This window comes from Streptomyces sp. NPDC088810, assembly GCF_044750305.1.
In the GTDB taxonomy this organism is placed as follows: Bacteria; Actinomycetota; Actinomycetes; order Streptomycetales; family Streptomycetaceae; genus Streptomyces.
Map to the genome: position 1 here is coordinate 1,257,709 of NZ_JBIVJQ010000001.1, position 14,600 is coordinate 1,272,308.

General features: G+C 70.8%; 11 protein-coding genes. All 11 read left to right on the forward strand.

The annotated features are described in order from the left end of the window. The first annotated feature begins 462 nt into the window (after positions 1–462). The 11 genes from uvrC (at position 463) to ACIP4Y_RS05835 (ending at position 14,562) form a co-directional block, all read left to right on the forward strand. Entirely contained in the window at positions 463–2,652 is a 2,190-nt protein-coding gene (gene uvrC / locus ACIP4Y_RS05785) for an excinuclease ABC subunit UvrC (protein WP_401388145.1), read from the forward strand. Next, positions 2,649–3,692, forward strand: coding sequence for an RNase adapter RapZ (gene rapZ, locus ACIP4Y_RS05790; RefSeq protein ID WP_358639924.1), 1,044 nt, complete (start codon positions 2,649–2,651; stop codon positions 3,690–3,692). The genes uvrC and rapZ overlap by 4 nt, the downstream gene beginning before the upstream one ends. Beyond that, positions 3,689–4,756 carry a uridine diphosphate-N-acetylglucosamine-binding protein YvcK gene (yvcK, locus tag ACIP4Y_RS05795; protein ID WP_358639926.1) on the forward strand — a complete coding sequence of 356 codons (1,068 nt, stop codon included), beginning with the start codon at positions 3,689–3,691 and terminating at the stop codon, positions 4,754–4,756. Before rapZ ends, yvcK begins: the two co-directional genes overlap by 4 nt. Then, a complete protein-coding gene (whiA, locus tag ACIP4Y_RS05800) occupies positions 4,747–5,736 on the forward strand; it encodes a DNA-binding protein WhiA (protein WP_030583311.1) in 990 nt (329 codons plus the stop codon). Before yvcK ends, whiA begins: the two co-directional genes overlap by 10 nt. Positions 5,737–5,888: 152 nt before the next feature. After that, a complete protein-coding gene (locus ACIP4Y_RS05805; protein ID WP_401388150.1) occupies positions 5,889–8,843 on the forward strand; it encodes a M14 family zinc carboxypeptidase in 2,955 nt (984 codons plus the stop codon). 298 nt (positions 8,844–9,141) lie between these two features. Next, positions 9,142–10,149, forward strand: a complete 1,008-nt coding sequence (gene gap / locus ACIP4Y_RS05810; RefSeq protein ID WP_358639930.1) for a type I glyceraldehyde-3-phosphate dehydrogenase — start codon at positions 9,142–9,144, stop codon at positions 10,147–10,149. Between the two features lie 133 nt (positions 10,150–10,282). After that, the gene (locus tag ACIP4Y_RS05815) at positions 10,283–11,494 is read left to right on the forward strand and encodes a phosphoglycerate kinase (protein ID WP_401388153.1); all 1,212 of its coding nucleotides are present in this window, start codon (positions 10,283–10,285) and stop codon (positions 11,492–11,494) included. A gap of 6 nt (positions 11,495–11,500) precedes the next feature. Beyond that, positions 11,501–12,277 carry a triose-phosphate isomerase gene (gene tpiA / locus ACIP4Y_RS05820; RefSeq protein ID WP_401388156.1) on the forward strand — a complete coding sequence of 259 codons (777 nt, stop codon included), beginning with the start codon at positions 11,501–11,503 and terminating at the stop codon, positions 12,275–12,277. Between the two features lie 108 nt (positions 12,278–12,385). Further along, positions 12,386–12,622 (forward strand): preprotein translocase subunit SecG, encoded by a 237-nt coding sequence (gene secG / locus ACIP4Y_RS05825; protein WP_358639936.1) that lies wholly within the window; start codon positions 12,386–12,388, stop codon positions 12,620–12,622. A gap of 204 nt (positions 12,623–12,826) precedes the next feature. Then, positions 12,827–13,162 (forward strand): RNA polymerase-binding protein RbpA, encoded by a 336-nt coding sequence (locus ACIP4Y_RS05830; protein WP_003976875.1) that lies wholly within the window; start codon positions 12,827–12,829, stop codon positions 13,160–13,162. Positions 13,163–13,284: 122 nt separating this feature from the next. Further along, complete coding sequence (locus ACIP4Y_RS05835; RefSeq protein ID WP_401388159.1) at positions 13,285–14,562, forward strand: MFS transporter; 1,278 nt, start codon at positions 13,285–13,287, stop codon at positions 14,560–14,562. The last annotated feature ends 38 nt before the right edge of the window (positions 14,563–14,600 follow it).

Consider the following 14,600-nt stretch of genomic DNA (forward strand, 5'->3'; position numbering starts at 1 on the left):
GGTGTGCGGGGCCACCCCCGTGGGCGCCGCGGACGCCCGTGGCCGGGCACGCCGCGCGCCCGTACGCATGTGTGTACGGGCCCCGAGTTCCCCCGCATTGAAGCGTGTTGACCAGAACCCGACAACACCTCGGACCCGCCTGTTCCGGACGACTGGCCGGACCCTGCCGTTCGACGGACGGGGGAGGTGCCCCGCGCGGGACGCCGTGGGCCTGATCAAGGGCCTCGACCGGGAGACGGTGACAAGCGACACGTTCCCGGCATGGCCGGAACGCGACCGTCGGGTGTGCCGACGGCGCGGCTCGGGGCGCCGAGGAGGGGTGTGCCGCCCGCCCCGGGGGCTGCCTGCCCGGGGGATGCCCGGGAGAGGGGAATACCTCCGGCCCGGCGACTGGGGCCCCGTCCGCCCGGGACTGTCCACAGGCCCGACGCGGTGTCGGTGCTCGTTAGTAGGGTGTGAGACATGGCCGACCCCTCCAGCTACCGCCCCAGGCCGGGAGACATCCCGGACTCTCCCGGGGTGTACAGGTTCCGCGACGAGCACCGCCGGGTGATCTACGTCGGAAAGGCGAAAAGCCTGCGCCAGCGCCTGGCGAACTACTTCCAGGACCTGGCGAACCTGCACCCGCGCACCCGGAGCATGGTGACCACCGCCGCGTCCGTGGAGTGGACCGTGGTGTCCACGGAGGTGGAGGCGCTGCAGCTGGAGTACTCCTGGATCAAGGAGTACGACCCCCGGTTCAACGTCAAGTACCGCGACGACAAGAGCTACCCGTACCTCGCGGTCACGATGAGCGAGCAGTTCCCGCGCGTGCAGGTGATGCGGGGTCACAAGAAGAAGGGCGTGCGGTATTTCGGGCCGTACGCGCACGCGTGGGCCATCCGGGACACCGTCGACCTGCTGCTGCGCGTGTTCCCGGTGCGCACCTGCTCGGCGGGCGTCTTCAAGAACGCCGCCCGCACCGGCCGCCCCTGCCTGCTCGGCTACATCGGCAAGTGCTCCGCCCCCTGCGTCGGCCGGATCACTCCCGAGGACCACCAGGAGCTGGCCGAGGACTTCTGCGACTTCATGGCCGGCCGCACCGGCACCTACCTCCGCCGTCTGGAGAAGCAGATGATGGAGGCGGCCGAGGAGATGGAGTACGAGCGGGCGGCCCGTCTGCGCGACGACATCGGGGCCCTGAAGAAGGCCATGGAGAAGAACGCGGTCGTGCTCGCCGACGCGACCGACGCCGACCTCATCGCCGTCGCCGAGGACGAGCTGGAGGCGGCCCTGCAGATCTTCCACGTGCGCGGCGGCCGGGTACGCGGTCAGCGCGGCTGGGTGACCGACAAGGTCGAGGAGGTCACCACCGGCGCCCTCGTCGAGCACGCGCTGCAGCAGCTCTACGGCGAGGAGAGCGGGGACGCGGTCCCCAAGGAGGTGCTGGTCCCGGCGCTGCCCGAGCCGGTCGAGCCGGTCCAGGAGTGGCTGACCGGCCGCCGCGGGTCGAACGTGTCGCTGCGCATCCCGCAGCGCGGCGACAAGAAGGCGCTGATGGAGACCGTGCAGCGCAACGCCCAGCAGGCCCTCGCGCTGCACAAGACCAAGCGTGCCTCCGACCTGACCACGCGCTCGCGCGCCCTGGAGGAGATCGCCGAGGCCCTCGACCTGGACAGCGCCCCGCTGCGCATCGAGTGCTACGACATCTCGCACCTCCAGGGCGACGACGTGGTGGCCTCCATGGTCGTCTTCGAGGACGGTCTGCAGCGCAAGAGCGAGTACCGCCGCTTCCAGATCAAGGGCTTCGCCGGCCAGGACGACGTCCGCTCCATGCACGAGGTGATCACCCGGCGCTTCCGGCGCTACCTCGCCGAGAAGGAGCGGACCGGGGAGTGGGCCGACGGCACCTCCGCCGACGCCTCCGGCACCGACGTCGCCTCCGGCGCCGGTGGCACCGCAACCCACGGCTCTGACACAGCGGCCCCCTCCGCCGACGGCCTTGGCAACCCGGTCTCCCTCGCCGACGGCGACGCCGCGCTCACCGGTACGGAGGTGCTCACCGACTCCCTCAAGGACGACGACGGCCGCCCCAGGAAGTTCGCCTACCCGCCCCAGCTCGTGGTGGTCGACGGTGGTCAGCCGCAGGTCGCGGCGGCCCGGCGCGCCCTGGACGAGCTGGGCATCGACGACATCGCCGTCTGCGGCCTCGCCAAGCGCCTGGAGGAGGTCTGGGTGCCCGGCGAGGACGACCCGGTGGTTCTGCCCCGCACCAGCGAGGGTCTCTACCTGCTCCAGCGCGTCCGCGACGAGGCCCACCGGTTCGCGATCACCTACCAGCGCACCAAGCGGGCCAAGCGCTTCCGGGCCGGCCCGCTGGACGACGTCCCCGGCCTCGGCGAGACCCGCAAACAGGCGCTCATCAAGTATTTCGGCTCGGTGAAGAAGCTGCGGTCCGCCACAATCGAGCAGATCCAGGAAGTGCCCGGGATAGGCCGGAAGACGGCCGAGACCATCGCGGTGGCCCTCGCCCAGGCGGCCCCGGCCGCACCCGCCGTGAACACGGCGACCGGAGAGATCATTGAGGACGAGGAACCCGACACGACGGGGGATCCCTCGGGGGAGCCCGTGACCGCGGGCGCCCCGGACGAACGACGGGGGCAGGAGACATGACCGAGCACGACGCACAGCCGACAGCACAACGAGATCAGGCGCACGGCGCCACGGGCGACGATGTCGTCCGGCACGACACCGGCCAGGACACCAGCCGGCAGGACACCGGCCGGCCCACGGGCCAGGACAACGGAGCACAGGTGAGTACGGGCAGCGAGACAGCCGGGGCCCCCGAGGCGGCCATCCCCGAGCTGGTGATCATCTCCGGCATGTCCGGGGCCGGCCGGTCCACGGCCGCGAAGTGTCTGGAGGACCTCGGCTGGTTCGTCGTGGACAACCTGCCGCCCGCCCTCATCCCCACCATGGTGGAGCTGGGAGCCCGCTCGCAGGGCAACGTGGCGCGGATCGCGGTCGTCGTCGACGTGCGCGGCCGGCGCTTCTTCGACAACCTGCGCGAGTCCCTCGCCGACCTGGACACCCGGGGCGTCACCCGGCGGATCGTCTTCCTGGAGTCCTCCGACGAGGCCCTGGTCCGCCGCTTCGAGTCGGTGCGCCGCCCGCACCCGCTCCAGGGCGACGGGCGCATCGTGGACGGCATCGCCGCCGAGCGGGAGCTGCTGCGCGAGCTGCGCGGCGACGCCGACCTGGTGATCGACACCTCCAGCCTCAACGTGCACGAGCTGCGCGCCAAGATGGACGCCCAGTTCGCCGGCGAGGAGGAGCCCGAGCTGCGGGCCACCGTGATGTCCTTCGGCTTCAAGTACGGCCTCCCGGTCGACGCCGACCTGGTCGCGGACATGCGGTTCCTGCCCAACCCGCACTGGGTTCCGGAGCTGCGCCCCTACACCGGCCTCAACGAGGAGGTCGCCGCCTATGTCTTCAACCAGCCCGGCGCGAAGGAGTTCCTCGACCGGTACGCCGAACTGCTGCGGCTCATCGCGGCCGGCTACCGGCGCGAGGGCAAGCGCTACGTGACCATCGCCATCGGCTGTACGGGCGGCAAGCACCGCTCGGTCGCGATGTCGGAGAAGCTCGCCGCGCGCCTCGCGGCCGAGGGCGTGGAGACGGTGGTCGTGCACCGGGACATGGGACGGGAATGACGGGACGTACACCGCGGCTGGGCAGGCTGCGCCGGATGGTGCCCGACGCGCGTGCCGGCCGCCCGGCCGAGGCCCGCGGGGGCCGGCCGCGCCGGCGTGGCGCCCAGCCCAAGGTGGTCGCGCTCGGCGGCGGCATGGGCCTGTCCGCGTCGCTCGCCGCGCTGCGCCGGATCACCGGCGATCTCACCGCCGTCGTCACCGTCGCCGACGACGGCGGATCCAGCGGGCGCCTGCGCGACGAGCTGGGCGTGCTGCCGCCCGGCGACCTGCGCAAGGCGCTGGCCGCGCTGTGCGGCGACGACGACTGGGGCCAGACCTGGGCCCGGGTCATCCAGCACCGCTTCCAGTCCCAGGGCGACCTGCACGACCACGCGGTCGGCAACCTGCTGATCGTCGCCCTGTGGGAGCAGCTCGGCGACCATGTGCAGGCCCTGGACCTGGTCGGCAAGCTGCTCGGCGCACACGGGCGGGTGCTGCCCATGTCGGCCGTACCGCTGGAGCTGCAGGCCCTGGTCAAGGGGCACGACCCGGAGCGCCCCGAGGACGTGGACACGGTGCGCGGGCAGGCGACCGTGGCCCTGACGCCCGGCGAGGTGCAGTCGGTCCATCTCGTGCCGCACGACCCGCCCGCCGTCCCCGAGGCGGTGGCCGCGGTGCTGGACGCGGACTGGGTGGTGCTCGGTCCCGGCTCCTGGTTCTCCTCGGTCATCCCACACCTGCTGGTCCCGGAGCTGCTGGACGCCCTCACCGAGACCAAGGCACGCCGTGTGCTCTCCCTCAACCTGGCGCCGCAGCCGGGAGAAACCGAGGGCTTCTCCCCGCAGCGTCATTTGGAGGTTTTGGGGCGACACGCCCCTAAACTCGCCCTGGACGTGGTGCTGGCCGACGAGGCCGCCGTGCCCGACCGCGACTCGCTCACCGAGGCCGCCAAGCGGCTGGGAGCCGCGGTCGAGCTGGCGCCGGTGGCCAGGCCCGACGGTTCCCCCCGGCACGACCCGGAGCTGTTGGCCGCCGCGTACGACCGTATTTTTCGGATGCATGGAAGGATCGGCCCATGGCGATGACGGCAGCGGTGAAGGACGAGATCTCCCGGCTCCCCGTCACCCGGACCTGCTGCAGGAAGGCGGAGGTCTCCGCCATCCTGCGGTTCGCCGGCGGCCTCCACCTGGTGAGCGGGCGCATCGTGATCGAGGCGGAGCTGGACACCGCGATGGCGGCGCGCCGGCTCAAGCGGGACATCCTGGAGATCTTCGGGCACAGCTCCGAGCTGATCGTGATGGCGCCCGGCGGACTGCGCCGCGGCTCGCGGTACGTCGTACGGGTCGTCGCGGGCGGTGACCAGCTGGCCCGGCAGACCGGTCTGGTCGACGGGCGGGGCCGGCCGATCCGCGGGCTGCCCCCGCAGGTGGTCTCCGGGGCCACCTGTGACGCGGAGGCGGCCTGGCGCGGAGCCTTCCTGGCGCACGGCTCGCTCACCGAGCCCGGCCGCTCCTCCTCTCTGGAGGTGACCTGCCCGGGCCCGGAGGCGGCGCTCGCGCTGGTCGGGGCGGCCCGCAGACTGTCGATCGCCGCGAAGGCCCGCGAGGTGCGCGGGGTGGACCGGGTGGTCGTCCGTGACGGTGACGCGATCGGCGCCCTGCTCACCCGGCTGGGCGCCCACGAGTCGGTGCTGGCCTGGGAGGAGCGCCGGATGCGCCGCGAGGTGCGGGCCACGGCCAACCGGCTCGCCAACTTCGACGACGCCAACCTGCGCCGTTCGGCCCGTGCCGCCGTGGCCGCCGGGGCGCGGGTTCAGCGCGCCCTGGAGATCCTGGGCGACGAGGTGCCCGAGCACCTCGCGGCCGCCGGCCGGCTGCGCATGGAGCACAAGCAGGCCTCCCTGGAGGAGCTGGGCGCGCTCGCCGACCCGCCGCTGACGAAGGACGCGGTCGCGGGCCGTATCCGCCGGCTGCTGGCGATGGCCGACAAGCGCGCCGCCGACCTGGGCATCCCGGGCACGGAGGCGAACCTCTCCGAGGAGCTCGCGGACAACCTCGCCGGCTGACCGGACGGGGCGTCAACTCGCCGGTGCCGTCCTCCGATCGGGTGGTCGGCACCGGCGTTCGCGTGTCCGTGAGGCGCTCTTGACTCGATCATGAAGTGACATGAGCCTGGCAACCTGTTCGCCGCTGTGGCGGACCACCGCTAGGGGGGTTCATGAGACACAGAGCGAGATCGATCCTCGCTGTCGGCGCGCTTCTGATCGGCGGAGCGAGCCTTGCACCCACAGCCCAGGCACAGAGCGCGAGCCCGGCACCCTCCGGACCGGACGAGGTCAAGGTCTTCCGCGCCGAGGTCACCAAGCAGCAGGTACCCCTGCTGCTCAAGGCCGGCCAGGACGGACACGAACTCGGTGAGCAGGCCGCCGCGGGCGGCAGGACCCGGGTGGAGGTCTACCTCACCGACAAGCAGGCCGCGCAGCTGCGCAAGCAGGGCGTCACCCTCACCGAGCACTCCCTGTCCGCCCGGGCGGAGGCCCGGGTCGAGGACGCCGCGCAGGGCGTGTTCCGCCCGTACAGCGGCAGCGGCGGGCTCAAGCAGGAGATCCTCCGCACCGCCCGGGCCCACCCCGGCCTCACGAAGGTCGAGTCCATCGGCAGGACCGTCAAGGGCCAGGACATCCTCGCGCTCAAACTGACCAGGAACGCGAAGAAGTCGAAGGACGGCTCCAAGCCCTCCGTGCTGTACATGTCCAACCAGCACGCGCGCGAGTGGATCACGCCGGAGATGACCCGGCGACTGATGCACTACTACCTGGACCACTACAGGACCGACAAGCGCGTCAAGAAGATCGTCGACTCGACGGAGCTGTGGTTCGTCCTCTCGGCCAACCCCGACGGCTACGACTACACCTTCAAGGACTCCGGCACCCGTCTGTGGCGCAAGAACCTGCGGGACGTCAACGGCGACGGCGTCATCAGCACGGGTGACGGCGTCGACCTGAACCGCAACTTCCGCTACAAGTGGGGCTACGACGACGAGGGTTCGTCCCCCAACCCCACCAGCCAGACCTACCGCGGCGCGAGCCCCGGGTCCGAGCCCGAGACCAAGGCACTGGACGGCTTCGAGAAGCGCATCGGCTTCCGCTACGGCATCAACTACCACTCCGCCGCCGAACTCCTCCTCTACGGCGTCGGCTGGCAGGTGGCTACGCCCACCCCCGACGACGTCCTCTACAAGGCGCTGGCCGGCACGCCCGGCAACTCCGCCGTCCCGGGCTACCACCCGCAGGTCTCCTCGGAGCTGTACACCACCAACGGCGAGGCGGACGGCCACGCGTCGAACGTCAACGGGATGGCGATGTTCACCCCAGAGATGTCGACCTGCCAGACCGCCTCCGACCTCGACCCGGGGGACGCCTGGAAGAGCCAGGACTGCCAGTCGGTCTTCAACTTCCCCGACGACGAGAAGCTGATCCAACAGGAGTTCGCCAAGAACGTCCCGTTCGCGCTCTCCGTCGCCGAGACCGCCGTACACCCCGACAAGCCGGCCTCCTCGGTCGGGCTGAGCGCCGCCGACTTCACTCCGGCCGCGTTCTCGACGTCGTACTCCCGGGGCGCGGACCAGGAGGTCTCGGTCGTCGTCCGCAAGGCGGTCCGGGACAAGGAACTCAAGTACCGCGTCAACGGCGGCCGTACGCGCGGCCAGGCGTTGAGGCACTGGCGGGGCGGGGAGACCTACGGCGGTGCGGACGACCTCTACTTCGACGAGTACCGCGCCAAGGTGAAGGACGGCGAGCCGGGCGACAAGGTCGAGGTGTGGTTCACCGGCAGGACCAGGGGCGGGAAGAAGGCCTCCAGCGCCCACTTCACCTACACGGTCGCGAAGCGGCCCGCGGCCGACACCCTCGTGGTCGCCGAGGAGGGCACGGCCGCCACACAGGCCCAGACGTACGTGGGCGCGCTGAAGGCCGCGGGGCACCGGGCCCTCGTGTGGGACGTGGCCACGCAGGGCGCCCCGGACGCGCTCGGCGTGCTGAAGCACTTCCGGACGGTCGTGCACTACTCCGGCGCGAACGGCCCCGCCAACGCCACCCAGCTCCAGCTGCGCGCCTACCTCAACGAGGGCGGCAGGCTGGTCGAGGCCGGCGAGTTGGCCGGCGGCAGCGTCGACCTCGGCGACGGCACCCTGTCCGACGACTTCAGCCAGTACTACCTGGGCGCCTACAGCCGGACGTCGACCAAGGGGGCCACCGGCTTCACCGGCTCCGGTGCGCTCGGCGGCTTCACCGGCGCCCTCGGCGACGCGCCCGGCAACCCGCTGGACAAGGCCGGTACCTACGGCGTCACCTCCGAGGAGCTGCCGGTCGCCGCGTACCCGCAGTTCAAGAGCGCGGGTGCGGGCACCTTCGCCGGGACCGTCAACCCGTACGGGCCGTACGCGGGCTCCGCCATGGCGGCCGCCGTGCACACCGACGACGCCTACAAGCGCCTCACCCGCACCATCAACCTCACCGGTGTGACCGCGGCCGACAGGCCGGCCCTGAGCACCCGCCTGCTGTGGGACACGGAGCCCGGCTACGACCACGCGGTGGTCGAGGCGCACACCGTGGGCGCCGACGACTGGACGACCCTGCCGGAGGCCGGTGGGGCCACGGCGACGACCGTGCCGGAGGACTGCGGGGCCGGCTTCCTGATCGGCGAGCACCCGTGGCTGAAGCACTACCTGACGCTGACGGGCAACGCCTGCACCGCCACCGGCACCACCGGTTCCTGGCACAGCCTCACCGGCAGCTCCGCCGGCTGGCAGCAGGTGAGCTTCGACCTGAGCGCGTACGCCGGCAAGTCCGTCGAGGTCTCGATCGGCTACATCACCGACCCCGGCACCGGCGGGCACGGTGTCCTCGCCGACGACGCCTCGCTGGTCGTGAGCGGCGCGGCGCGGGAGACCGAGGGCTTCGAGTCGTCCCTGGGCGCCTGGAAGGCGGCCGGACCGCCCGTCGGCAGCCCGGCGGTGCTGAAGGACTGGACGCGCACCGGAACCCTGTTCCAGACCTACGGAGCGGTCACCACGGACGACACCGTGCTGCTCGGATTCGGCCTGGAGCAGGTGCCGTCGGCGGCCGACCGGGCGGCTCTGCTGCGGAAGGCGTACGACGCGCTCGACAGGTGAGCGGAACCCCCTCTCAACGGTGCGCGAACGGGGTACTCGACAAGTGAGCCGACCCGCTCACGAACGAGTGAAAGAAGCGTCAGAAGTGCCCCGCATTCCGTAATGAATAGGGATGAAACCGCTGCCGATCCGAGGCGGTCCGTACCCCTACTGGCGGGTACGGACCGCCTGCCCGTGTATGGGACATCTCGATGTCACCTCGGGGCTCTCAGAGAGGTAGGGTCGGTGGTGGTCGGGGACATCCCAAACAGAGCTCGCCGGCACCGCATGGCCGGCGTACCAACGAGGAGATCGGTTCGTGACGATCCGCGTAGGCATCAACGGCTTCGGCCGCATCGGGCGTAACTACTTCCGCGCGCTGCTGGAGCAGGGGGCGGACATCGAGGTTGTGGCTGTCAACGACCTGGGTGACACCGCGACCACCGCTCACCTGCTCAAGTACGACACGATCCTGGGTCGCCTCAAGCAGGAGGTCTCCCACACCGCCGACACCATCACGGTCGACGGTCACACCATCAAGGTGCTGTCCGAGCGCAACCCGGCGGACATCCCCTGGGGCGAACTGGGCGTCGACATCGTCATCGAGTCCACCGGCATCTTCACCAAGAAGGAAGACGCCGCGAAGCACATCGCCGGCGGCGCCAAGAAGGTCCTCATCTCGGCTCCGGCCAAGGACGAGGACATCACCATCGTGATGGGCGTCAACCAGGACAAGTACGACCCGGCGAACCACCACGTCATCTCCAACGCCTCCTGCACCACCAACTGTGTGGCGCCGATGGCGAAGGTCCTCGACGAGAACTTCGGCATCGTCAAGGGTCTGATGACCACGGTGCACGCGTACACGAACGACCAGCGCATCCTGGACTTCCCGCACAAGGACCTGCGCCGCGCCCGTGCCGCCGCCGAGAACATCATCCCGACCACCACCGGTGCCGCCAAGGCCACCGCCCTGGTCCTGCCGCAGCTCAAGGGCAAGCTGGACGGCATCGCCATGCGCGTCCCGGTCCCGACCGGCTCGGTCACCGACCTGGTCGTGGAGCTCGGCCGCGAGGTCACCAAGGAAGAGGTCAACGCCGCCTTCCAGAAGGCCGCCGAGGGTGAGCTGAAGGGCCTCCTCGACTACACCGAGGACCAGATCGTCTCCTCCGACATCGTCAACGCCCCGGCCTCCTGCACCTTCGACTCCTCCCTGACCATGGTCCAGGAGGGCAAGAACGTGAAGGTCATCGGCTGGTACGACAACGAGTGGGGCTACTCCAACCGCCTCGTCGACCTCACGGTCTTCGTCGGCAACCAGCTCTGATCGCCAGCAGGACCCCGAAGTGAGAGCAGGGCCCGTGCAGCGCACCGCCGCGCTGTCCGGGCCCTGTCCCACGTACTGACCACGTCCTTTTACGATCAGGTGCACCACGAGCCCTCCTGTAGGAGTCCACTCAATGAAGACGATCGACGAACTTCTCGCCGACGGCGTGAGCGGCAAGCGGGTCTTCGTCCGCGCCGACCTCAACGTGCCGCTGGCCGACGGGACGATCACCGACGACGGCCGCATCCGCGCCGTCCTGCCGACCATCAAGGCCCTCGCCGACGCCGGCGCCAAGGTGGTCGTCGCCTCGCACCTGGGCCGCCCCAAGGGCGCCCCGGACCCCGCCTTCTCGCTGCTGCCCGCCGCCGAGCGCCTCGGTGAACTCCTCGGTGCCCCGGTCGCCTTCGCCCAGGACACCGTCGGCCCGGCCGCCCACGACGCCGTCGACGGCCTCCAGCCCGGGCAGGTCGCGGTCCTCGAGAACCTGCGCTTCAACCCCGGCGAGACCGCCAAGGACGACGCCGAGCGCGGCGAGTTCGCCGACCGGCTGGCCGCCCTCGCCGACGTCTACGTCGGCGACGGCTTCGGCGCGGTCCACCGGGGGCACGCCTCCGTCTACGACCTCCCGGCCCGGCTGCCGCACTACGCCGGCTACCTGATCGCCACCGAGGTCGGCGTCCTGAAGAAGCTCACCGAGGACGTCAAGCGCCCCTACGTCGTCGCGCTCGGCGGCGCCAAGGTCTCCGACAAGCTCGCCGTCATCGACCAGCTGCTCGGCAAGGCCGACCGGCTGCTCATCGGCGGTGGCATGGCCTACACCTTCCTCAAGGCCAAGGGCTACGAGGTCGGCATCTCCCTCCTGCAGGAGGACCAGATCCCGGCCGTCACCGAGTACCTGGAGCGCGCCGAGAAGCAGGGCGTGGAGCTGGTACTGCCCGTCGACGTCGTGGTCTCCCGGGAGTTCCCGGACCTGAAGACCAAGGCGCCCACCGAGAACACCGTGGTCGACGCGGACAAGATCCCCGCCGACCAGGAGGGCCTGGACATCGGCCCGAAGACCCGAGAGCTCTACGCCTCGAAGCTCGCCGACGCCGCGACCGTCTTCTGGAACGGTCCCATGGGCGTCTTCGAGCACCCCGACTACGCCGAGGGCACCAAGGCGGTCGCCCAGGCGCTCGTCGACTCGGACGGCTTCAGCGTCGTCGGTGGCGGCGACTCCGCCGCGGCCGTGCGTACGCTCGGCTTCGACGAGAACGCGTTCGGCCACATCTCGACCGGTGGCGGCGCCTCCCTCGAATACCTCGAGGGCAAGACGCTCCCCGGCCTTGCCGCACTGGAGGACTGACCCCGCATGACGACCCGCACGCCGCTGATGGCGGGCAACTGGAAGATGAACCTCAACCACCTCGAGGCCATCGCACACGTCCAGAAGCTCGCCTTCGCCCTGGCCGACAAGGACTACGAGGCCGTCGAGGTCGCCGTCCTGCCCCCCTTCACCGACCTGCGCTCGGTGCAGACCCTGGTCGACGGCGACAAGCTCAAGATCAAGTACGGCGCCCAGGACATCTCCCGGCACGACTCCGGCGCCTACACGGGCGAGATCTCCGGCCCGATGCTGGCCAAGCTCAAGTGCACCTACGTGGTCATCGGCCACTCCGAGCGCCGCCAGTACCACCAGGAGACCGACGAGATCGTCAACGCCAAGGTCAAGGCGGCCTACAAGCACGGCCTGACCCCGATCCTGTGCGTCGGCGAGGAACTGGACGTCCGCCAGGCCGGCAACCACGTCACCCACACCCTCGCCCAGATCGAGGGCGGGCTGAAGGACCTGCCCGCCGAGCAGGCCGAGACGATCGTGATCGCCTACGAGCCCGTCTGGGCCATCGGCACCGGCCAGGTCTGCGGCGCCGACGACGCCCAGGAGGTCTGCGCCGCCATCCGCGCCAAGCTCGCCGAGCTGTACTCGCAGGACGTGGCCGACAAGATCCGCATCCAGTACGGCGGCTCCGTGAAGTCCGGCAACGTCGCCGAGATCATGGCCAAGGCCGACATCGACGGCGCCCTGATCGGCGGTGCCTCGCTGGACGCCGACGAGTTCGTCAAGATCGTGCGCTTCCGCGACCAGTGATCCTGGTGGTGAGTAGGCGGTAGCCGCGATACGTCGTACTCTTGCGGGGGCACAGCCGAGGTGCTGTGCCCCCGTCGTCCATCCGAATCCGAGGAAGTTGGTCCAGCCGTGGTTTTGGGGTTCTCGATCGCCCTGATCATCTTCAGCCTGCTGCTGATGCTGCTGGTGCTGATGCACAAGGGGAAGGGCGGCGGCCTCTCCGACATGTTCGGCGGCGGCATGCAGTCCTCCGTCGGCGGCTCCTCGGTCGCCGAGCGCAACCTCGACCGGATCACCATCGTGGTGGGCCTGCTGTGGTTCGCGTGCATCATCGTCCTCGGCATGCTGATGAAGACGACCAGCTGACACGCGAACAGCACATTCCGCTCGTAAAGCCCCATGTTCGGTACGCGCCCCTGAGCGCGGCCTATCATGGGGCTTGCGTCTGGATATGGGGGGCCGGTAACTCCAATCACTGGACGCGCGTTGGGCCTTACGTAGACTGAGGCGCTCGCAGCGAAGCGAAACGCCGACTCGCTTCGCGGCACCATCACGCAGGGAGTTACGACCGTGGCAAGTGGCAACGCGATCCGAGGAAGCCGGGTCGGGGCGGGGCCGATGGGCGAGGCCGAGCGCGGCGAGTCCGCGCCGCGTCTGCGCATCTCCTTCTGGTGCTCCAACGGGCACGAGACGCAGCCCAGCTTCGCCAGCGACGCGCAGGTTCCCGAGACCTGGGACTGCCCGCGCTGCGGCTTCCCGGCCGGCCAGGACCGGGACAACCCGCCGGACCCGCCGCGCACCGAGCCGTACAAGACGCACCTCGCGTACGTGCGGGAGCGGCGCAGCGACGCGGACGGCGAGGCGATCCTCGCCGAAGCGCTCGCCAAACTGCGCGGCGAGATCTAGGACTTTCACCGGCCGGGTGCCCGCGGGCGCCTGGCCGGAGCCGTATCCGCCGCTCGGCGCCGACTGATTGTCAGTGGTGCCCTCTACGGTTTTCGTGAAGGCGGGAACCGTGAGGGGGAGTTGTGACAACGGTCGGGACAGCCGGGGTGGGGGAGAGGTGTGCGCCCGCGTGGCGCGGAGGTTTCGGGCGGCTGTGGAGCGCCGCCGTGCTCTCCAGCTTCGGTGACGCGCTGCGTACGGCCGCGCTGCCGTTGCTCGCCGCCTCGCTGACCGACCGGCCCCTGCTCATCGCCGCCGTGACCGCCTGCGGCTACCTGCCGTGGATCGTCTTCGGACTGCTCGGCGGGGCGGTCGCCGACCGCGTGGACCAGAGGCGGGCGATGTGGACGGTGGACGCGGTACGCGGACTCCTCGTCGCCTCCTTCGCGGTGGTCGTCGCCCTGGGGCACGCCTCGGTCGCCCTGCTCATCGTGCTCGCCTTCACGCTGACCACCCTTCAGACACTCTTCGACAACGCCGCCACCGCCCTGCTGCCGGCGCTGGTGGACCGGGAGGCACTGGGCGGTGCCAACGCCCGGCTGCTGACCGGGCAGAAGATCACCGGCGGTCTGCTCGGGGCGCCCGCCCTGCCGGTCCTGATCGCCGCGGGGGCGGCCGTGCCCTTCGCGGCCGACGCGGCCACCTTCCTCGTGGCCGCCGCGCTGGTCGCGTCCCTGCGCACCGGCGCAGCCGAGCGCGCGCCGAGACCGGCGGGCGGCACCCTGCGCCGGGACATTGCCGAGGGACTGCGCACCCTGTGGCACGACCGGCCCCTGCGCGGGCTGTGCGCCTCCACGGCCCTGTGCAACGTCGGCATGGGTGCCCTGATCGCCACCCTGGTGGTCCTCGTGACCGGCTGGCTGGACGCGGGCAGCGGCGGATACGCGGCGGCGGCCACCGCCTACACCGTCGGCGGCCTGGCCGGGGGAGTCGCGAACCGGCGGATCACGGCCCGGATCGGCGCCCTGCGCACCGTGCTGCTCGCCGGCACCGTGCAGATCGGCGCCCTCGTCGTCATGGGCGCCGTGCGCAGCCTGGCCGTCCTGATGGCCGCTCTCGCGGTCTTCGGGTTCATGGGCATGCTGTGGAACGTCAACTCCACCACCCTGATGCAGCAACGCACCCCCTCCGAGCTGCTCGGCCGGGTCGGCTCGGCCTTCCGCACCCTGGCCGTCGCGGGGGCCCCGGTGGGCGCGCTCCTCGGCGGTGCCGTGGCCACGGCCTGGGGGCCCAACACACCGGCCCTGCTCACGGCCGCGTTCTTCGTCCTGTCCGTCGTCTCGCTGATACCGGTCCGCACGGCGGACGTACCTGTTGTCGCGCCGGAAGACGGCGTCACCACGGCTCACACCGTGCGGTGATCAATTAGGTTGGAACAGCTGGGACAGGCACGAAAGAA